This is a genomic window from Streptomyces sp. NPDC031479, from assembly GCF_055581065.1.
The window spans coordinates 17,224-35,759 of sequence record NZ_JBVIKC010000068.1 but is presented as its reverse complement, the minus strand read 5'-3'; the positions used below and the strand labels follow the sequence as shown (position 1 = coordinate 35,759).

The 18,536-nt window shown below is 68.4% G+C and carries 19 protein-coding genes and 2 pseudogenes; 8 read left to right on the top strand and 13 right to left on the bottom strand.

What is annotated here, in order from left to right; translation table 11 throughout:
* Positions 1–90: 90 nt before the first annotated feature.
* The 4 genes and pseudogenes from ACZ5D2_RS38730 to ACZ5D2_RS38715 form a co-directional block, all read right to left on the bottom strand.
* Positions 91–483 carry a DUF4158 domain-containing protein gene (locus ACZ5D2_RS38730; protein WP_468936177.1) on the bottom strand — a complete coding sequence of 131 codons (393 nt, stop codon included), beginning with the start codon at positions 481–483 and terminating at the stop codon, positions 91–93.
* 263 nt (positions 484–746) lie between these two features.
* On the bottom strand, positions 747–1,526 hold the full coding sequence (locus ACZ5D2_RS38725) for an RNA polymerase sigma factor (protein WP_468936174.1): 780 nt from the start codon (positions 1,524–1,526) through the stop codon (positions 747–749).
* Positions 1,523–1,675, bottom strand: coding sequence for a hypothetical protein (locus tag ACZ5D2_RS38720; protein WP_468936171.1), 153 nt, complete (start codon positions 1,673–1,675; stop codon positions 1,523–1,525). The genes ACZ5D2_RS38725 and ACZ5D2_RS38720 overlap by 4 nt, the downstream gene beginning before the upstream one ends.
* Before the next feature lie 181 nt (positions 1,676–1,856).
* Positions 1,857–2,323 (bottom strand): annotated as a pseudogene (locus tag ACZ5D2_RS38715) (Tn3 family transposase); the annotation flags it as partial.
* On the opposite strand from ACZ5D2_RS38715, the gene ACZ5D2_RS38710 reads away from it, so the two are divergent.
* On the top strand, positions 2,285–3,052 hold the full coding sequence (locus ACZ5D2_RS38710; RefSeq protein WP_468936189.1) for a hypothetical protein: 768 nt from the start codon (positions 2,285–2,287) through the stop codon (positions 3,050–3,052). The pseudogene ACZ5D2_RS38715 and the gene ACZ5D2_RS38710 overlap by 39 nt on opposite strands.
* Before the next feature lie 84 nt (positions 3,053–3,136).
* Here the strand turns inward: ACZ5D2_RS38710 and ACZ5D2_RS38705 are convergent, their stop codons facing one another.
* Entirely contained in the window at positions 3,137–3,376 is a 240-nt protein-coding gene (locus tag ACZ5D2_RS38705; RefSeq protein ID WP_468936168.1) for a hypothetical protein, read from the bottom strand.
* Positions 3,377–3,722: 346 nt separating this feature from the next.
* On the opposite strand from ACZ5D2_RS38705, the gene ACZ5D2_RS38700 reads away from it, so the two are divergent.
* The gene (locus tag ACZ5D2_RS38700) at positions 3,723–4,277 is read left to right on the top strand and encodes a hypothetical protein (RefSeq protein ID WP_468936165.1); all 555 of its coding nucleotides are present in this window, start codon (positions 3,723–3,725) and stop codon (positions 4,275–4,277) included.
* A gap of 162 nt (positions 4,278–4,439) precedes the next feature.
* Here ACZ5D2_RS38700 and ACZ5D2_RS38695 read toward each other — a convergent pair whose 3' ends face one another.
* Both ACZ5D2_RS38695 and ACZ5D2_RS38690 read right to left on the bottom strand, forming a co-directional pair.
* On the bottom strand, positions 4,440–4,526 hold the full coding sequence (locus ACZ5D2_RS38695) for a type II toxin-antitoxin system RelE family toxin (RefSeq protein ID WP_468936183.1): 87 nt from the start codon (positions 4,524–4,526) through the stop codon (positions 4,440–4,442).
* Positions 4,527–4,689: 163 nt separating this feature from the next.
* Complete coding sequence (locus ACZ5D2_RS38690; protein ID WP_468936163.1) at positions 4,690–4,944, bottom strand: type II toxin-antitoxin system Phd/YefM family antitoxin; 255 nt, start codon at positions 4,942–4,944, stop codon at positions 4,690–4,692.
* 88 nt (positions 4,945–5,032) lie between these two features.
* On the opposite strand from ACZ5D2_RS38690, the gene ACZ5D2_RS38685 reads away from it, so the two are divergent.
* Entirely contained in the window at positions 5,033–6,064 is a 1,032-nt protein-coding gene (locus ACZ5D2_RS38685; protein WP_468936161.1) for a hypothetical protein, read from the top strand.
* 251 nt (positions 6,065–6,315) lie between these two features.
* Positions 6,316–6,765, top strand: a complete 450-nt coding sequence (locus ACZ5D2_RS38680; protein ID WP_468936158.1) for a hypothetical protein — start codon at positions 6,316–6,318, stop codon at positions 6,763–6,765.
* An 86-nt stretch (positions 6,766–6,851) separates the two neighbouring features.
* Here ACZ5D2_RS38680 and ACZ5D2_RS38675 read toward each other — a convergent pair whose 3' ends face one another.
* A complete protein-coding gene (locus tag ACZ5D2_RS38675) occupies positions 6,852–7,532 on the bottom strand; it encodes a hypothetical protein (protein ID WP_468936155.1) in 681 nt (226 codons plus the stop codon).
* Between the two features lie 358 nt (positions 7,533–7,890).
* Between ACZ5D2_RS38675 and ACZ5D2_RS38670 the strand changes: the two are divergent.
* A pseudogene (locus ACZ5D2_RS38670) lies at positions 7,891–8,779 on the top strand (IS982 family transposase).
* A 329-nt stretch (positions 8,780–9,108) separates the two neighbouring features.
* Positions 9,109–12,327 carry a Tn3 family transposase gene (locus tag ACZ5D2_RS38665; RefSeq protein WP_468936153.1) on the top strand — a complete coding sequence of 1,073 codons (3,219 nt, stop codon included), beginning with the start codon at positions 9,109–9,111 and terminating at the stop codon, positions 12,325–12,327.
* 429 nt (positions 12,328–12,756) lie between these two features.
* On the opposite strand, the gene ACZ5D2_RS38660 is transcribed toward ACZ5D2_RS38665, so the two are convergent.
* Complete coding sequence (locus ACZ5D2_RS38660) at positions 12,757–13,182, bottom strand: hypothetical protein (RefSeq protein WP_468936150.1); 426 nt, start codon at positions 13,180–13,182, stop codon at positions 12,757–12,759.
* Between the two features lie 437 nt (positions 13,183–13,619).
* Between ACZ5D2_RS38660 and ACZ5D2_RS38655 the strand changes: the two genes are divergently transcribed.
* Positions 13,620–14,687, top strand: coding sequence for a tyrosine-type recombinase/integrase (locus tag ACZ5D2_RS38655; RefSeq protein ID WP_468936147.1), 1,068 nt, complete (start codon positions 13,620–13,622; stop codon positions 14,685–14,687).
* 107 nt (positions 14,688–14,794) lie between these two features.
* Here ACZ5D2_RS38655 and ACZ5D2_RS38650 read toward each other — a convergent pair whose 3' ends face one another.
* From ACZ5D2_RS38650 to ACZ5D2_RS38640, 3 genes are all read right to left on the bottom strand, one after another.
* Positions 14,795–15,430, bottom strand: a complete 636-nt coding sequence (locus ACZ5D2_RS38650; protein ID WP_468936145.1) for a class I SAM-dependent methyltransferase — start codon at positions 15,428–15,430, stop codon at positions 14,795–14,797.
* A 77-nt stretch (positions 15,431–15,507) separates the two neighbouring features.
* A complete protein-coding gene (locus tag ACZ5D2_RS38645; protein ID WP_468936142.1) occupies positions 15,508–16,173 on the bottom strand; it encodes a glycine-rich domain-containing protein in 666 nt (221 codons plus the stop codon).
* Positions 16,174–16,182: 9 nt separating this feature from the next.
* Positions 16,183–16,689 carry a hypothetical protein gene (locus ACZ5D2_RS38640; RefSeq protein ID WP_468936139.1) on the bottom strand — a complete coding sequence of 169 codons (507 nt, stop codon included), beginning with the start codon at positions 16,687–16,689 and terminating at the stop codon, positions 16,183–16,185.
* Between the two features lie 859 nt (positions 16,690–17,548).
* Between ACZ5D2_RS38640 and ACZ5D2_RS38635 the strand changes: the two genes are divergently transcribed.
* Complete coding sequence (locus tag ACZ5D2_RS38635; RefSeq protein ID WP_468936137.1) at positions 17,549–17,749, top strand: hypothetical protein; 201 nt, start codon at positions 17,549–17,551, stop codon at positions 17,747–17,749.
* Positions 17,750–17,939: 190 nt separating this feature from the next.
* On the opposite strand, the gene ACZ5D2_RS38630 is transcribed toward ACZ5D2_RS38635, so the two are convergent.
* Entirely contained in the window at positions 17,940–18,500 is a 561-nt protein-coding gene (locus ACZ5D2_RS38630) for a hypothetical protein (RefSeq protein ID WP_468936134.1), read from the bottom strand.
* Between the last annotated feature and the right edge of the window lie 36 nt (positions 18,501–18,536).

Below are 18,536 nucleotides of genomic sequence, written 5' to 3'. Positions count from 1 at the left end.
AACACCTGCTGGCCACCTTGACCGGAACCTGCCCCACCTGCCGGCAAACCGTCCCATGGCAGCCCTACGACACCACCTAACAAAGCCCTACTAGTCAAACCGCTGGAAAGGATGGACTCGCTGCTGCGCCGGGCGCATCTGGGGTATCGCGGAGTACGGGCCACCCCGCGCCCCGTACTCCGCGAGGTGCTCGTCATCGATGCCGAGTTGCTCGGCGACGAACCGCACCGCGGAGGCGGGGACCGCCGTGGGGTCTTCGGTCAGGAAGGTGCCGAGCATCCGCACCGTGCCCCACTGCACCGCCCATCCCAACCTCGTCGCCGGACGGCGCTTCGCCCGCGTCAGACCCAGAGCCTTGGTGTCCAGGCGGAAAAACTGTTCCAGCTCCCCGGGCGACGGCTCCGTGGCGAACCGCCCATAGCGGGCCTTTTGCTCAGCAGACAGGTACTCAACAGGCATGCCGACGCCCTCGGCTACCACCACGTCACCACAACTCGCCTTGCCTCGGAGGCTGGTGGGACCTGGAGCCGATACGCCTCCGGTGACCACACACGGTCACCGGCAGGGTGGGTTATGCGGGAAACTGGCGACACTTGAATAGGCGAGCCCACCAGTACCAAGGCCGAGATAGTGATCCACTGACCGGTCAAGCGGGACCAATTCCGCCTCCCGATGTTGAAAGGACTCCTTCGTCGGAGCGTCCCGGTGGGGCTGCCTCCTCCGGGCAAGCAGCCCCACCGGGACATTCAGCGCAACCGGCGGCGCCCCTTCCGGGGACCACGCCGCCTGGCGCTCGATGCCCAGCCCGCCAGGGCGACGGCCGCAACACATCCACCCACGGCCAGCACCCAAGACCAGCCGACCAGAAAGCCCGCTGCGAGCACACAACCGAGCACGAGCAGAGCCACCAGCCAGCCGCAGCCAGCACCATTTCGGGCGACGGCCATGTCCCGGCCCGCCTGATAGACGCGGCCACTGCTGCTGGCGGTGGCGACGAAGTGGACCCGCGCGTTAAGAGCGTGGACGCGGGCGGTGGCCGGGCAGCAGCCGAGCTGCTCGGAGATCTCGTTGAAGCCCCACTCCTCGATGTAGCGCAGGTAGGCGACTGCCTGGCGGCGCTGCTGTGTCATCAGCTGGATGAGTTCGACGATCTCCCGCGCAGCGACGAGGTCCTCGGTGCTGGCAGACGGAGCGATGGTGCTCCAGCCGACGGTCCCCTGCTCGGTGTGGTCCGCCGGATCCCCGTCGGCCCGCAGGGCGGCTGTGGAGATGCAGCGGGCGAGGCGGCGCCGGGCAACGGTGTAGAGCCAAGCGCGAGGAACCCTGATGCTGTCCCAGACACGCAGGGCCTGCTCGAAGGTGTCCTGGACGAGCGCCTCGACGTCAACTTCCTGCTCGGACAGCCCCCAAGCCGTAGCCCGCTGACGGACCGACAGAACCAGTGGACGGTAGTACAGCTCGTAGGCCGTTTCGAACGGCATCGTGGATGTGGCGCCGCACTCGGTGCAGCAGCTCTCCTCGGTCACTGCACGCCGCTGGCGGGCTCGTCGTCCTGGCCTTGCGCGGCGGCCTGAGCCCGGGCCAGCTCGGCGCGGGCACGCAGCAGCAGGCTCTGGGCGAGGGTGTCGGCGACTTTCAGCACTGCAGGCGCGGTGCCGAGCAGCATCAGGGTCACAGGGTCCATCATGGCGGGGTACCTTCCAGCGCGTCCCGCCCTCGGCGGATCCCGGGCGGGACACCTTGGCGGCTGCCAGTTGGTGGCGAGTGCACGCCCCGGCGTTTACCGCCCAATCCAAGATTTTTTCGCGAGCCGGGCCCCTCCGGCTGTGGCCCCGCGGTGCCCGGAATCGGGCCCGTTAGTCCTCGGGAACCTCGTCGTGGTCAGCCTCCGCCGGATCGCGCAGGGGCCGAAGCGCCCCGCCGACCGGGCCGGAGCCACGGAAGCTCTAGCGGCCCAGGACGTTCAGGTTGGCGTGCTTGAGCGGGGGGAGAGCCGGGCGACGTCCTCGTCCAGGACGTCGTGCTCGCGCTGGTCGGCGGGCAGAGCCCGGAGCTGTTCGACGGCAGCGTCCAGGTAGCGGGTGGTCCACAGCACCGCGGCGTTCAGCACCAGGCCAAGCGCGCCGAGCTGGTCCTCCTGGCCGTCGCGGTACGCCTGCATGATCTGCCCGCGCTTGCCGTGGCAGATGTCGCGGGCGAGCTTGTGCCGCGACTCCTGGACGGTGAGCTGGCGGTTCATCTGGCGCCGGTAAGTGTCATCCACCGGGTCGACCACCCGCAGAAGGTGCAGGGTCTTGGCGATCCGGTCCTGGACACCGGCGCCCGGGTCGGCGAGCTGTGCGCGATGCGCCTGGAGGACATCTCCCCCGCCCTGGGCGAGGTCCGGCTCCGGCGTCACCCGCAGAACGCCCGGCCCGACAGTCCGGTGTCCGTCGAGGCCTACCCGCTGCGCCGGGCCACCCGGGCCGCACTCCAGCGCTACCTCCTGGTGCGCCGCATGCTGATGGGCGACGTCACCGGAGGCGCCGACTGGCTGTGGGTCTCGGTGCGCGGCAACCACGGCGGCGTCGTCAGCGAGGACGTCGAGCCGGAGTACCGGCCCGCCGGCACCGCGCTGCAGGCGCGCGGCACCGGCCGGGCCTACAGCGCCACGGTGACGAAGGTGAACATCGACCTCGCCGGGACCCTGGGCTGGTCGCCGCTGCCCGTACGGATGGAGCAGCTGCGCCGCGGCGTCGCCGCCCCTGAGCTGCACCTGGTGCCGCCCGCGCCGGACGCCGAGCGGGCCGCCGAGCTGATGGACCGGCTCCAGCGCGCTGCCCGCAGCCTCGCCGCCCTGCCCGACGCCAGGGATGCCGCGACCACCGGGCGCAGGGCCCGCGACGAGGCCCGGCACGTCCTGCGCGAGGCGTGGCGACTCGGCGTCGAGCACCAGGTCCAGCTCGCCGTGCTCAGCGCCGGCGGCCTGCTCGCCGTGGATGCCCCGCGCGCCGGATGGGAGCCGGAGCTGCTGCGAGCCCTGGACCGGGCATTGCACCTCACACCTCTTTAGACCTGTTAGACCCAACACCTTGGCCGCCGTCGCAGGCCGGGGCTGGAGCAGCTCGAAGCCGTCACGGTGAGCGGGGCCTGGGCGCTACTTGGGTGCGCTGCGCGCCTGCCGCTGTTCGCGGATCTGGTCCTGCCTGGCCAGCAGCCGACGGTTCTCCTCGACCAGCGACAACGGCCGGTTCGCCTTCGCTTCCTTCTTCGCCGCCCGGCGCTGCGCCGTGGCGGCCTGGTCCTTCTTCTCGCACTCTGGATGGACCGGCTTGCCCCGGCACGCCCCCTGGGCGCGGCTGATCCAGACGGTGCCCTCGATGGGGCCGGCGCACATCGCGCACACCGCAGGGCCCCGCCTCCGAGGCGCAGGCGCTGTCGTGCGGGGGGACTTCGCCGCCTGGGTCGCCGTCGTCCCGTCGGCCCGCGTCACAGTGACCGGCGAGGCCAGGCTGACGGAGTAGGACCGCAGGTCGTCCGGGGTCGCCCGGTGCTGCTGCCCTTCCTGCCCCCGCGCACGGGGATCTGGTCACTCATGCGCGCAGCGTATGCCCTGGCGCATCCGGCGCTGGGTGTGCCCGGGCCACGCGGGCGGGACCGCGGCTTCCTCGATCTCATCGGCCATGTCCAGCAGGCTGCCGAATCGGCCGCGCTGCCGCGCCTCATTTGGATATGCTGGCGAGGTGTCGGGAAGCGAGATACCTGATCCGCGGATTGCCTACAGCTGGCATATCGGCCAAGACGGCACTGGCGTTGCTCTGAGCGGTGCTGAAACCCGTTCAGAAGCCCCAGGCGAGCGACCGCTGCCGTCTCTTCCTCGACGAGCCCGGCCAGCCCCGCAAATGGCGGACTCCAGAGAGCGCAACCACCCCAAGCAGCCCGACCCGCCCATAGTGTCGCGCGCGCCGGACGAAGTCCGGGGCCGGCTTTCGAACCTGCGGCGAGGAATGACGCAGGGGCGAAGCTCGTTTGAAAGCGCTTCCGAGGCGCTTCAGCGCCAGGCCGAGCCTGAGCTGTTCAACGAGATCCTGGCCGGCGGCGCGATAGCGGCCTCTGTGACCGCCGCCGCGACCGTCGCCAAGGCGAAGATCGACGCCAATACTCAACGGCTCAGGGACGCAGCGGACGCGGAGATCCAAAGACTCAAGATCGAATTGGACGAGCGTGTGGCAAAGTTCCAGGCCACGAAGGCAGCTCAGAGCGCCCGGTACCAGGCGCGGCAGCAGCCCGACGACTGAGGTGTCACGGCCTCGGGGAACATCGGCACGGCGCTTATCGATGTTCCCCGAGGCCTGAAGCAGTTCGGCGATGATTTAGACCTGTTGGGGCTAACGGGTCTGACACACGGCCGGGGGCCGGACCGTGATCGGTCCGGCCCCCGGCCGTGTGCTGCGGGGGTGTCAGCCGAGGCGGCCGACGTGGATGACCACGATGGTGACGGTGGTCTCGGTGATCTCGTACATGACCCGGTAGCGGCCGACGTGCATCCGGCGCAGGTCCTGCGAGCCCCGTACGGGATGCTGCCCTCGGGCCGGGGCTGGTCCGCCAGGAGGTCAACGGCGTCCATCAGCTGCCGCAGGCCGTCGGGGTCGTCCTTGAGGAAGTGGGCGGCCGCGTCGAGGGCGGGCTCGTCCCAGACGATCGCGAAGGTCACCCGCGCTCCAGACCGAGCCGGGCCCGGACGTCACCGTGCGGGACGGCCGCGGCGGTGCCGGCGGACTGCCGCTCCCGGTAGAGGGCCAGGGCGAGCGCGTCCTCCAGGTCGGCGAGCTCCTGGGGGTTGATGAGTACGGCCGCGGGCTGTCCGTGGTCGGTGATGGTGATGCGTTCCCGGGCGTGGGATGCCCGACGGACCAGCGAGCCGAACTTCGCTCGCGCTTCGGTGATCGGCAGAGTCTCACTCATGTAAAGAACTGTACACTTCTCGCGTCTTGTGTACTGTATCCGCAACTCGGGTGCGGAGGGGTGCAGGGAAGCCGGAGAATCCGGCGGCATGACCACGGAACAGCGCTTCGGCCCTCGGTTCGTCGCCGAGCAGCGGCACCGCTACGGCAAGCGGCCGCCGGAGAACCGGATGCTCTCGTACGACTTGGCGGTTCTGGACGAGTACGAGCCCTGGCGGATCTGGCTGGACGAGCAGCTCGACCTCCTGCCGGAGCCTGCCGCGGACGCCTTCGCTGCGAATCTGTGGCGCGACCAGAACTTCTGGCCCGACGTCATCGAACTCGCCGCCGGGGCTGCGCTTCGGCGGATGGGCTTCGGCGTGGAGTTCGAGCGGCGGTGGGGGAACCTGACACCGGACTGGACCGTCATCGGCGAGGATGGTGAGCCGGTCGCGCTGGTCGAGGTTCTTACCCACAGCCCGCAGCAGGGAGCCTTCGCCAAGATGAAGGCCTGGCACGCCCTGGTCGAGCGGATCAAGCAGATCCCGGTCCCCGTCGTGCTGACGGTCGCCAGCGATCCGGCGCGGCCGGTCGATGCCCCCGACCCGCGCACCGGGAAGAGGATTGCCCAGGACCTGCGGCGGGCCCTGCTCTCCCCGCTGAACCTGACCGCTTTCCGGACCGAGGGCTACACCTTCCTGCTCCGGGCCGATCCGCAGACGGGACGGGCCATGAGGTCCTCCGGGATGGGCGCGGTCCTCGTCCCGCCGAGCGGCCGTGCCGGCGTCGTTTCGGCCCGGCCGGTGTGTGCCGGGATCGACCGGAAGGTCAGCAAATACCGCGAGGTCGCCCTGGAAGCCGGGCTCCCGCTGGTCGTGGCGGCCGGCGCGCACCGGTTCACCGGTCTCCAGGTCCAGCAGCTTGACGACCTCCTCGCGGGGGTACCCACGCTGAGCGTCCAGTTCGACTTCGGCGACTCGTTCATCCATCAGCCCGTGGAGATCGATCCGAACAGTCCGCCGCGCTGGACCATGTCCCCGGACTTGACCGGAGTGCTCTGGGTGGACAACGACTTCCCCTTCACCACGGCCTGGCGCCCCAACCCCACCGCCGCCATCCCCGCGCCGCCCGGACTGACCTGACCACTCTGCACCCCGCCGTGGCAGGCGGCGATCAGCCCGCGACGGGAGCGGGAGAGCCTGGGCGGGGCGATTGCCGAGAGGCCAGCAGGGGTCGGAGAACCTACATCCTTCTGGCCCACGTGGCCGCGGGTCCGGGTGGTGCCGAGGCGCCCCTGTGCGCCAGGCTGTCCGCCGCCGGTCTCGCACTCGGGAGACCGGACGATCGCGCGGCCTCAGGCCAAGGCCGAACGGGTCCTCGGAAAGGTTCAGGGATGCAGGAGACCGGCACCATCTATGCACTCGTTGATCCCCGCGAGCCCAAGGTCGTTCACTACATCGGGCAGACCACGCGGCCGCTGTACGCGCAGCTCGCCGGGTTCCTCGCGGCTCCGCCTTTCCCCGACATGCAGGACTGGTTCGAGGAGCTCCAGCACGAGCGCATCCGGGCCGTCCTGAGGCCTCTGCGTACCGCCGTGCCCCGCGCCGAGCTGGGCGCGGCCCTGCTGGAGGAGACCCGACGGCACCGAGCGCACCCGCTGTTCCGGGGCCCGGAGGACGTCAGACCCTGCTCGATCTCCTTCCGTCACGTCGAGGCGCACGCCGAGGAAATCAGGGACGCCGCAGCCGACCTTGCCGCATTCGCCACGGGCGCTCGGGAACTGGCTCGCCTGGCGTGGGTATTTCTCAACGAATGCGAGGACATCCCGGCGCAAATCCCGTAAACCTCGTGACCTGCCCTCCGGGGCTCCTCTGGGCTACTAGGCCTTGGTCGTGCCCCAGACCTCCCGCCGGCAGGATCGCCCGGCTGTCAACGCCTGACCCCCGGATCAATGACCGCGTAGGGCCCCTCGAAGTTCCATTGGTCCGGCCAGCTGAGGTCGGGCAGGGGCGTTTCCGGATCGTTCAGGTAGCAGCGAACCGCCGCTCGGAACTCATGCCGCGCCAATACAAGCCTGTTCAGGAGCATGGCGTCCTCCTGGTCGAGCCCGGAGCCGGCCGGGCGCCGCTCCGCGGTGCCGTCGGCGACTTCCAGGTGGAGGGTCACGGCGGCCTCCGAAACGATCTGCACGCTCTGGGCAATGCTCAGAGCCCGCTGGAATAGTTGTTCGGGGCCCTCGGCTTCGACTACGGCGAGGGCTCGCCACATGGCCCGATAGGCGGCTTCTTCACTGTTCTGCGTGGCGTTGTTCCATCCGTTCTCCAGGTCTGTGGCGGCGTCCACGGCTTCGTCGGCGGCCAGCGCGAAGGCCAGGGCCGCGTCGCGTCTGCTGGTGTGCCGCCATTGCCCGTACGCGGCCTGGGCTGCGCGTTCGGTCGCCTGCTGGGTGGCCTGGGCGGCGATCCCGGCTGCCTGCTCGGCGGAGCAGGCAGCGACTTCGGCAGCCCGGCGGGCGGCTTGAGCCTGGCGCAGCGCGCCGTAGAAGGCGAGTGCGCCGACGAAGATCCCGGCGCCAGCGCCCAGAAGTGCGGCCATCAGTTCGGGTTCCATAGCCGGGATCATGGTGGGCGGTCCGGACGGGACGGAGCCGGTTTCGGCGGCGTGGTACAGGATCGCGACACTCCCGCCCCGATGCCGGTGCTGCGGTGGGTGAGCTGGGCGGCCCGCGATTCCTCGGGGCCATCACCCATCTGAGGATGAACTGGGGTATCGCCGGGGTAAGCCCAAAAGGGGCCATGGGGTGATCTTGAAGGCGTGATCCGTCCGATGCCGCCAGCCAGGTCTGCGACGCGTTCCACTGGCTGTAGCCTCACCGCCTCGCCGTACGGTCCTGCCCGGGCCGCACCGGGCTAGACGAGTAAGTCCGAAGTCTTCGGGCGCATGAAGCGAGGGTCTCGTTGATCCGTTTGTGACGACAGATCTCGAAACCCTCGCTACAGCACTCTACGTGAAGATCGATGACTCTCTGGCAGGAACGCGGCGGCCGGGGCGGCCTCCGAGGCTGACGGACGCGGAACTGTTGACCGTGGCAGCAGGCCGTCCTGGGTTTCGCCTCCGAAGCCAGGTGGCTGCGGTTCGCCCGCCGCCACCTGGCCGCGGAGTTCCCCTACCTGCCCGGGCAGTCCGGCTACAACAAACGCCTGCGAGCCGCGAACACGCTGATCAGCAGGTTCATCCGCACACTCGCCCGGGACACCGACCTGTGGCACGACGACGTGTGGATCGTGGACTCCACACCCGTGGAATGCGCCCGCTCGCGGCCCACCGTCAAACGCTCCGACATGGCCGGCTGGGCCGGCTACGGCTACTGCCCCTCACACTCGCGGTTCTTCTGGGGCCTGCGCCTCCACCTGCTCTGCACCCCCGGAGGCCTACCCGTCGCCTGGGCCCTGGCCAACCCGAAGGTGGACGAGCGGGAAGTCCTGGCCGACATGCTCACCCAGGACGCCGATCTGCTGACCACCCACCCCGGACAGACCGTCATCGGCGACAAGGGCTACGTCTCCAAACACCTCGACGCCTTCATGGCCGACCACGGCCTGACCCTGCTGCGGCCGAGCTACCGCAACAAGAAACCCAGGCCGGGCGAGCACCTGCTCAAGCCAATCCGGCAGCTGATCGAGTCGGTCAACGACACCCTCAAAGGCCAGCTGGACCTCGAACGCCACGGAGCCAGGACCCCAGCCGGAGTCCTGGCCCGGATCGGACAACGCATCCTCACCCTGACCGCAGCGATCTGGCACAACCGGGCCAACGGCACAGCCATCACACGATCACTCATCGCCTACGACCACTGACCAAGACTTCGGACTTACTCGTCTAGACCCCCGCGAGTTCCCGCGGAAACTGAAGGTTCTTCAGCGCGAACCCAAGGGTGCGGTGCCTTGATTCCGGGGGATGGACCCGTGAGTTCGGGATCAACTCATGGGGTCGGTCTCGGCTGCCTGTTCCAGCAAGGCAGCCTGCGGAATCCGCGTAGCGCATGGCGGTCTTGGGGTGTGACCGAGATACGCGCCAAAGGGGCAACGGGATGATCTTGAAGTCCTGAGCACCCGTCGGCCGTCACCCATTCGGCCCAGTGTCGTTGGTGGTGATGTTGAGCGTCATCTGGGGCCTGGGATGGGTTGTGACATCGATTGAACGGACCGCGTATCCGCGGTTCAAGCGGCTGACCACCGCGCATGAGCTGCATCTGTTCTTCTCGCCGACTCGCGATGAGCTGGAGTGGGCGGCCGATGCCACGGACTGCGATGAGCATCTGCTGGCGCTGCTGCTGATGTTGAAGTCGTACCGGCGTATGGGGTGTTTCCCTGCGCCGGAGGACGTCCCGGAGATGGTGGTGGACTTCGTCCGCCGGGCAGTGGAGCTGCCGGAGGGCACGCTGCCGGTGTACCGGGCGGAGCGGACCGCCAAGCACCACCGGGGCCTGGTCCGCAAGCAGGCCGGCGTGACGTACGACCAGGCCAAGGCTCGGGGGATCGTCGAGCAGTCGATCCGCAAGGAGGCCGCGGCGAAGAACCGCCCGGCGGATCTGATCAACATCGCGCTGGAGAAGGTGGTGGAGGCCGGACTGGAGCTGCCGGGGTTCTCGACCTTCGACAAGATGGCCTCGAAGATCCGCACCGAGGTGAACGCCTCGATCTGCGCGGGCATCCACGACCGCATGAGCGCCGCTCAGCGGGCGGGGCTTATGCGGCTGCTGGAGGACCGCGACAGCGACGGGACGACGCTGTCCAACCGGCTGAAGAAGCCCGCCAAGGGCCCGACCTGGTCGCACTTCAAGAACCTGACCAAGCGTCTGGAATGGCTGGACGAGCTCGGCGACACTGGCGTGTGGATGGACGGAGTCGCCGCGGGGAAGATCACCGACTTCGCCGGAGAGGCGGACGCGGCAGACGCCTCGGAGCTGCGGGACTTCGTTCCCGTCAAGCGCATCGCGTTGGTCGCGGCCCTGACGCACAAGGCGAGGATGCGGGTGCGGGACGACCTGGCGACGATGTTCTGCAAGCGTGTGGCGATGAAGATCAAGAAGGCCAAGGCCGAGCTGGAGGAGATCCGGCTCGCCGAGCGGGAGATCGTCGAGGCACTGATCGGGAACTACCGCACGGTGCTCAAGCACATCGACGAGGGCGGCCCGGCCCAGGCACTTGCGAAGGCTGCGGCCATGACGGCCGAGGTCCGGCGCGCCGTGGATGGTCTGGACGAGGAGGCGTCGGTGGACGAGGTTGCGACGCGGCTGGAGGGCAGGGTCTCCCCGGCGGTCCTCGCCCTGGTGAAGGCCCAGGTGGTGCAGGCCGGCGGGTTCGGCGCGGTCACCTGCGCGGTGGACGGCTTCGGCGGGTTCGCGAAGCAGTACGAGCAGATCGAGAAGGTCTCCGCCCATCACGGCAACTTCTGGGAGGTGCTGCTGTACGGGCAGATCGGCCGGGACCGGGCGGTGATGTTCGACCTGGCCGACAACGACAAGCTGAAGTTCACCGCGACCAGCGAGGACAGCCGGGTGCTGGACGCCCTCGCGCACGCCCAGCGGCACCAGGCGGCCCGCGGCGAGTACATCACCGCCTTCAACGAGGAGGGCAAGGAGGTCGACCTCTCCTTCGCCACCCAGAACTGGCGCAAGGCCGGCCTCGACAAGACCCGGACCGGGCAGTTCGTTCGCAAGCACTTCGAGGCGATGGTCTTCACCGCCCTCGCCGAGGAACTGCGCACAGGCGACGTCGCGGTGGTCGGCTCGGAGGAGTACGCCGACTGGTCCGAGCAGTTGCTGGCCTGGGAGGCCGTCCAGGAGACGCTGGGGTCCTACCTGGTGGAGGTCGGCCTCGCCGAGCCGGGCGAGAGCGCCGAGTTCGACGCGAAGTTCTTCCGCCGGCAGCTGGAGGACAAGCTGCGAGGCGCCGCCGCGGCGGCGGACGCCGGGTACCCGGAGAACGATGGCCTGGTCATCGATCCGGAGACGGGCATCCCTTCGCTGAAGGCGTTCAGGGCGGACGGTCAGCGGCCCTCGGCGAAGCGGCTGGAGCAGGAGATCAAGGCGAGGATGCCGGAGCGTTCCCTGATGGGGATCGTGGCCCGGACCGCGTACTGGGTGGAGTGGTGGCGCCGTTTCGGCCCGCCGTCCGGCAACGAGCCCAAGCTCACCGACCCCTTGGGCCGCTACGTGATCGTTACGTTCGTCAAGGGCACCAACATGGGCCCCTACGAGGCCGCCCGGCACATCCCCGGCGTGAGCGGGCACGAGCTGTCGTACGTCGCCAACAAGCACTTCTCGATCGTGCTGCTGAACGAGGCGGTCGCCGACCTGGTGAACGCGCACGCCCGCCTGGACATCTCGCAGGCCTGGGGCGACGGGACCGCCGTCGCGGCGGACGGCACCCACATGGACACGTATCTCGACAATCTGCTTTCCGAGACCAGCGTCTGGTACGGCAAGCCCGGCGGGATCGCCTACCACCACGTCTCGGACACCTACATCGCATTGTTCACGCACTTCATCCCGTGCGGGGTGTGGGAGGCCGTCTACATCATCGAGGGCCTGCTGAAGAACACCAGCGAGGTGCAGCCGACCACGGTGCACGCCGATACGCAGGGCCAGAGCTTCCCTGTCTTTGCGCTCGCCCACCTGCTGGGCTTCGACCTGATGCCCAGGATCAGGAACTGGAAGGAACTGACCTTCTACCGGCCCTCCAAGCAGACGGAGTACGTGCACATCGACGCCCTGTTCGGCGAGCCGGGCAAGAACGTCATCGACTTCGACCTGATCGAGTCCCAGTTCCGCCACCTGATGCGCGTGGCCGTCTCCGTACGCGAGGGCACCATCTCCTCCTCCACGCTGCTCAAGCGGCTACGGTCGGGGTCGAGGAAGAACGCCACCTACGCCGCCTTCCGAGAGGTCGGCCGCGTGATCCGCACCGTCCAGCTGCTGCGCTACCTCTCGGACGTGCCGCTGCGCCGGCGGGTGACCGCAGCGACCAACAAGGTCGAGTCGTTCAACCGGTTCTCCCAGTGGATCGGCTTCGGCAACCGCGGCGTCATCGGCGACAACGACCCCATCGAGCAGGAGAAGGCGATGAAGTTCAACGCGCTGCTCACGAACGCGGTGATCTTCCACAACGCCCTGGACATCGCGGAGATCGTGCGGCAGCTGCTGGAAGAGGGATGGGAGATCGACCCGGAAGACCTGGCGCACATCTCGCCGTACCTGACCGAGCACATCAACCGGTTCGGCGAGTACAGCACCCACGAACTCGGCATCCAGCCCGAGGCGTACGACCCGAAGCTGGATGTCGACTTCACCCCGTTGCGCGAGCAGGACCTGACGGCCTTCGGCCTCGGACAGGCCGCCTGACCTGCCGGAGCCCTCGCCGGGTCGTGCTGGCCGTGCAGTCGAAGGGGCGTCCGAAGCCACCTCCTATGGCTTCGGACGCCCCTTCGTGGGTGCCGGTACTCAGGCGTTCGTGAGCGCCAGGGTCTCGGATGCCAGTTGTTTGCGCCGCTGGTCGGCTGGTCGAGGTCGGCGCGCAGCCGTTCGGCGGTCCGTGCCGGCTTCTGGTCGAGGTCGGCCAGCTCCGGTTCCAGGGCGGGGTGCCCGGCCTCCTGGACCTGGCTGTAGGCGGCCTCGTCCCGGGACCGCCTACAGCCTCACCCGCTCACGAGCCACCTGCCGGCCCCTGTTGCCGATTGGGCAGTAGTCAGGGCCTCATAGCCAACGACCCAAGCTCGGACGCTGCAGGGTCACGGCGGGCCGGGCTCAGCGCCCGGCCCGCCGTAGTGATGGCTAGAAGAAGGCCTTGCAGCCGGAGGGGACGCCGACCTCGCACAGGAAGAGCCGGACGTCGGCGACGTTGCTTTCAGCCCCCGAAGCGGAGACCTGGTGGTACCTGCCATCATTTATCCAGGCGCTGCCGTTCCACTTGGAGTACTTCCTGTAGATGCTCACGGAGCGACCGTTGGTGGAGCACAGGTCCTTGAGGTCGAAATCCCAGTTCGTCCTGTAGGACTTCTTGCCGTTGTAGGAGGTGGACTCTGTGTAGTTGTAAGTTCCTTTGGCAGAGCCGCAGCCGTTACTGAGTGTGGCGCTGTATGAGGCGCGGCTGTCAGCCTGGGCGGTGCCAGCAAGGGACAGGACGAGGCCGGTGCCCGCGGCAGCGACGGCGATCGTACGGGAAAGTTTGGACACCACGACAAACTCCTTGTCGATCAAGGTATGGGAACGCGACGAGTATCTCGGCGCGGAACGGATTTCTGAGCAGCCCACGCTAATGGCTGTTCTGTTGGCCGCAAGGGCCGGTCTCGGACACGCGACGATATGCAGTCATGACCTGACCCAACGACCCGAACGCCGCAGAAGTTCAGGCCCTCACGATGGAGGCCGAAGCGTTCTGGCTAGCTAGGCACTGCACATACTGCTGACCGTCGACAGGTGAAGAAAGGAATTCGACTGTCCCGGACAAGTCCCCGACTGTCCGGGCTGGTCCGGGCCTTGTTCGGATTGCGTCCCGGACAGAGCCGCCGCAGTAAATGCCGGATTTACTGCGACAGTGCCCCTATCGTGATCACCGCGACCTGCGGCGGGCCATGTCGGCCGCCGGGGCGAGGTGTACGCATTTACTGCGGCAGTGCCGGAAGGGTGGGACGGGCGTGGCGATCGAACCGGTGACCGAACTCGGGAGCGGGGGCGCGCTCTGCTTGCCGCGCGCCCGGGTCGTGCCGCTGTCCGCCCCGCCCACGTCGTACACCGCGGCGGTCGAGCGGTACCTCACCGGCGCGGGCATCGCGAAGTCCTCCGCGCGGATCTACCGGATCTCGCTGACAACGTGGGGGTGGATGCTTGCCGGCGAGGCGGCGCCGACCGGCCCGGCCCGCCGGGGCGCGAAGCCGCCCGTCTTCCCCGTCGCCGCGATCGACGATCCGGTGCTGCCGGAAGTGCTGGCCGAGCTGGCGGCGGCGCGGGCCGACGAGATGGACGCCGACACCGTCAACCGGGAACTGTCCATCGCGCGCAAGGCGATCGGCTGGTGGCAGCGCCAGGGCTGGATCGACGGTGACCCGACGGTCGGCATCGAGCGGCGGCCGGCGCCGCCGGACCGCACCAAGGCCCTGGCCGAGAACCAGATCGCCGCCCTGTGGCGCCTGGACGTCGCCCTGCGGGAGAAGACGTTCTGGAAGATGCTCTACGAGTCGGCGGCCCGCGCCGACGAGGTGCTGTGCCTGAACGTAGAAGACCTGTACCCGCAGGACAAGCGCGGGAAGATCACCGCCAAGGGCGGGGCCACGGAGTGGATTCACTGGCAGTCCGGCACAGCCCAACTCCTGCCTCGCCTCATCGCCCGCCGCACCCGCGGCCCACTGTTCCTCACCGACCGCAAGGCCCCGGCTGGGACACCGACGCTCGACGTGTGCCCGGAGACTGGCCGGGCCCGGCTCTCCTACCGCCGGGCTGAGGAGGTCTTCGAGGAGAACACCCGGCTGCTGGCCAACCCGCTCGCCTCACCAGAGGCCATTGAGGACCTGGACGGCTGGACGCTTCACCGGCTTCGCCACAGCGCCCTGACACACGACGCCGAGGACGGCACCTCCACCCCGATGCTGCTGGCCCGCTCCCGCCACGCCTCCGGCCGCTCCCTGGAGCGGTACGCCCGCCCCGGCGTCGACGCCGTCGCCCGGCACGTCGCCGAGCGAGATCCCGCCGCCCGCCACCGCAGGTGAGTCCGAGCGCTCAGGGCTTCAAGATCATCCCGTTGCCCCTTTGGCGCGTATCTCGGTCACACCCCGTCTTCTCGTGGAGGCCGAACATCTCAGCAAGGTGGAGGGGGTCAGGTCCTTGAACCATGACCTCTTCGAGCTGCCGGTCGACTCGGAACCTCTCCAAGGTCGCCTCCACCGCGCATCGGTGTGCTGACGAGATGTTCGCCGCCCGTGGTTCGCGCCACCTCGCCTCGCCGCAGAATCGCCCGCACGATGTGCCAGTGCTTCGGTCTGCCGTGGGCGTCGTGCCCCTCGTACTCCCGCTCGGTGACGACCACGGACTGCAGGCCGGTGCACAGTCCGTGCACCTCGGGCGGTGTCAGGAAGGTCATGGGTCGGCCCCATCGGGCCCAGGCGTCGTTGACGCCGAAGAAGGTGCAGCAGAACAGGCCACCTTCGGTCAGTCCGGCCTGGATCGCCGCCACGACACCCGGCAGGTCCCGCCGCGGCAGGAACGGCAGCACGTGAACGGCGAGGACCAGATCATACCGGCCCGCTGGGATCCCGGCCTCGCGGATGTCGCGGGGGATCACAGTCAGCCGGGAGTTACCGAGCCGCATGGCGCACCGGAGGGTCTCCGCGTCAGGGTCGACGGCGTCGACGTCGAAGCCCGCCCGCAGCAGGTGGCGGGCGTCGCTCAATGGTCCCGCACCGATATCCAGGGCCCGCCCGTGCCCCCGCCCCAGCAGGTCGAGGGCGTCCACGACGAGCGAACTCGGGCCACGGGCCGGGCGGAGCGCCGCGTACGACGGCGCCCGGGCAGACTGCGGACCGTGCGGCGTCATCCGCTGGCTCGGAGAATCTTGTCCTCCACCAAGGCCGCTGCGAGTTCCACCTTCTCGGCATCCGTCAGACCACCCGGCAGTTCGCGCACGTAGAAGGCGCCGGTGCGGGCGATGAACGCCAACGCCTCGGCCGCCGGCCGGTTGACACTGATCAGGACCTCGCCGTTGGGCGCGATCAGGCAGGTCTCGTCCCTTTCCGCCCCCCCGACCCGCTGCCGCCCCGCCTGCTCGTTCACGAGCCGACGGCGCGGGGTCAGAGTCCGGGCGTCGTACCAGACGTCGGGCAGGATCTCGCCGAACAGGCGCTCGTACTGGGCCCTGAACTCGCGGAAGGACGCCTTCGGACGAGGCATCGCCATGTCCGGGACGGGCGCGTTGCTCGGGGCATGGTGGACGTACCGGCCGAAAAACCGCCGACAGTAGTCCTCGTACTCCGTGGTGAACAGGATGAACTGGTGCCACACCTCGTCGACCCGCAGCGAGTGCATCTGCCAGGATCGCTCGGGGTGCTCGTGCGCCATCACGAAGTACCGCTTGACTTCGCGGAACAGAAGTTCCGCCTCGGCTGTCTCGTCGACGATCCGTTCCTTGAGGAGCTTCTCGATGAGATACGGCGCCGCATGGTCGACGGCCGCACTCCAATCGATGGCCTGGAGGCTCATTGCCGTACCCTATTCCGCCGGGGGCGCCGGTGCGTCCTGAGACAGCAACTGCGGATGGCAGCTCGACACGCAGGTGCTGCAACTGTTGTGGCATGTGGCGCATGGCGAGTGGCAGTCAGTGCAGTTGGGGTCCCAATCCTCCGAGCTCTCCATGCGCAGCCGGGCCCGTCTCCCGATGCGCAGTCGTCCTGCCGCCGCCGACGGTGCCGGGGCGCCGTGGACATTGGCGACGCTCTCCTCCCGGCGCCGGACGAGGGTCGCGTCCGCCCGCACCCAGAGCACTGTCGCGCCGAAAGGCAGAACCTGTGAGGGAGCGTCCTCTGTGTGGAGGATGTCCGCCCTGGGGATTTGGATGCTCTGGGACAGGTCGTAGAGGCTCGGGTAGAGCTCGACGTGCTCGTTGGTGTCGCCGAACCCCACGTATCCGAAGAAGACCTGGGTCCTCGTCCCATGCGTCCGCAGGGTATGCAACAGCGGGTGCTCCTCGATCAAGACGCCCGCATTCTTAGCGGTCATGGTACCTCCTGGTTCGTGTGGGTGGGTCTCGAAGCTACGGGCCCTGGAGCTGGCGCTTCTATGTCTTCGCCGACATATCGCCCGTCCGGAGCAGAAAGGAGCAGGACGCGCCGGTGCTGGTCGGCGAAGCGTGATGTCGGATTCCGCGAGCCGTGGCGCATGGCATGGCAGTCGTCAAACAACTGTTCCGCGAAATCAAGGAACTGGGAGACCAGCTGCCAGGCTCACAACCTCGGCATCACGGGGCAGGTCCCGAAGCTGCGCGCCCGGCCGGGGACCATCGATCCCGGCCGGTCCAGAACCGGTTCGAGATCCGTTGAGACAGGGGCACGGAACTCGCGCAGATCCCGTATGACAGCCAGCGCCAACCCGAGCCTCCTCGCCTTCACCCCGACCGCAGATCGATCGGACAGAGTGAGAACGCTTCAGGAATCTCGAATTTACGTCACAAGGCTGAGCAGCACCTCAACGAGGAAGAACGGCCTGGCCACGGGGACAACGACTCAGCGGGGCTCAGGAGAACTCGCGGGATGTTGCACATACGAGAACAGGGCCGAGTCCGGCGGGACCTGGAGCCGATACGCCCCGGGGGATCACTTACGGTCGTCAGCAGGCTGGACTCCACGGGGAACGGGTGGCCATTGAACCGACACTGTGAGATCCGGACCAGAAGGCACTGAGCGATCCAGGATCTCGGGTCCACCAACGGCATCACGCTAGACACACAGCACGATGCCCGCAGTACGCTCCGCGAACGCGCAGAAGGAGCCCTGCGTCCCCAACGGGTTTCCTAGGCCATGATGTTGGGAGGGCTCCCTGCGCGGTGTTCCATCACGCCTACAGATGAAGGGAACTCCGTATGGAGGAGAGTAGCCCGAACCGCAGGTGGAGGCACCTGGCCCGCTGGGACTGGCCACGCGCGGAGAGCGCAAGCCACCTGCGGAAGTGGTTCAACGAACAAGGAAGGAGCGTCTCGGGTGAGTTCTTCCGGGGCGTGGCATACAAGTTCGGCAGCGGCACAGTGACCCTGGTCATCCTGTGGTGGGAGGCCCGCCACTGACGACACTCCGACGGCGGGCCCACCACTTGGCGGGCCCGCTTCACGTTGCACCTCAGCGCTGGCGCCGCCGCCCCTGCGACCACATACGGTCACCGGCTGGCTGGCCCTCCAGGGGGAATCGGCGACAGTTGAATACGAGAGCCCGCCAGTATCGACCCCCTAAAACGACCACTTCCGCCTCCTCTGCCCATCAGACTTGCTGACGTCGCGGAGCTGGGGCGGACCGAGTTGCGACCCTGCAGGCCGCCAGGAACGTAGCCCGGGCCGCTTCCGCCTGCGCCCAAGCCTCTTCGCAGGACACCATGTCGGGCCACCTGTCGGTGCCAGCTCGCAGGCGCGTGGCCTCAGTCAACGCGGTGAGCGCGGCAGACAGCTCGCCACACGCCGTATCGACATTGGCCGGGCCGAGTAGTTCCACTCGCTCCAGTACCCTCCGGACCGGTCCGCAGGCCGCCTCGGTCTGTGACCAAATCTGGTCTTGGAATGCCTCCAAGCCACCGCCGTCGCCGGTTTCTGCCAGGTGACGCGCGATCAGAATTTCCGTCTCGCCGACCATCTCCCGATGCTCTTGCACGCAGGCGTCCCACGCGGCCAGGAGTGCGGCATACACCTCTTGGCGCTGCCCACGCAGCCACTGCCCGTGCTCTACGCGGGCCTGGTGCGTGACCTGCCAACGCCCCACATAGATGCCGGCCAGCACGCCAAGCAATCCGATGAAGCCGGGTATGAATGTCTTCCACTGCTCTGCCATGACCGCATCTTGCAGCCTCTGCCCATCCGATCGGAC

Coding starts and splice junctions, on each gene's coding strand:
- ACZ5D2_RS38705 (WP_468936168.1), bottom strand. CDS start 3,376: ATGTGCGCCGGCCCCATCGAGGGCACCGTCTGGATCAGCCGCGCCCAG.
- ACZ5D2_RS38695 (WP_468936183.1), bottom strand. CDS start 4,526: ATGCACGTCGGCCGCTACCGGGTCATGTACGAGATCACCGAGACCACC.
- ACZ5D2_RS38690 (WP_468936163.1), bottom strand. CDS start 4,944: ATGAGTGAGACTCTGCCGATCACCGAAGCGCGAGCGAAGTTCGGCTCG.
- ACZ5D2_RS38685 (WP_468936161.1), top strand. CDS start 5,033: ATGACCACGGAACAGCGCTTCGGCCCTCGGTTCGTCGCCGAGCAGCGG.
- ACZ5D2_RS38680 (WP_468936158.1), top strand. CDS start 6,316: ATGCAGGAGACCGGCACCATCTATGCACTCGTTGATCCCCGCGAGCCC.
- ACZ5D2_RS38675 (WP_468936155.1), bottom strand. CDS start 7,532: ATGGAACCCGAACTGATGGCCGCACTTCTGGGCGCTGGCGCCGGGATC.
- ACZ5D2_RS38645 (WP_468936142.1), bottom strand. CDS start 16,173: ATGAGCCTCCAGGCCATCGATTGGAGTGCGGCCGTCGACCATGCGGCG.
- ACZ5D2_RS38640 (WP_468936139.1), bottom strand. CDS start 16,689: ATGACCGCTAAGAATGCGGGCGTCTTGATCGAGGAGCACCCGCTGTTG.
- ACZ5D2_RS38635 (WP_468936137.1), top strand. CDS start 17,549: ATGGAGGAGAGTAGCCCGAACCGCAGGTGGAGGCACCTGGCCCGCTGG.
- ACZ5D2_RS38630 (WP_468936134.1), bottom strand. CDS start 18,500: ATGGCAGAGCAGTGGAAGACATTCATACCCGGCTTCATCGGATTGCTT.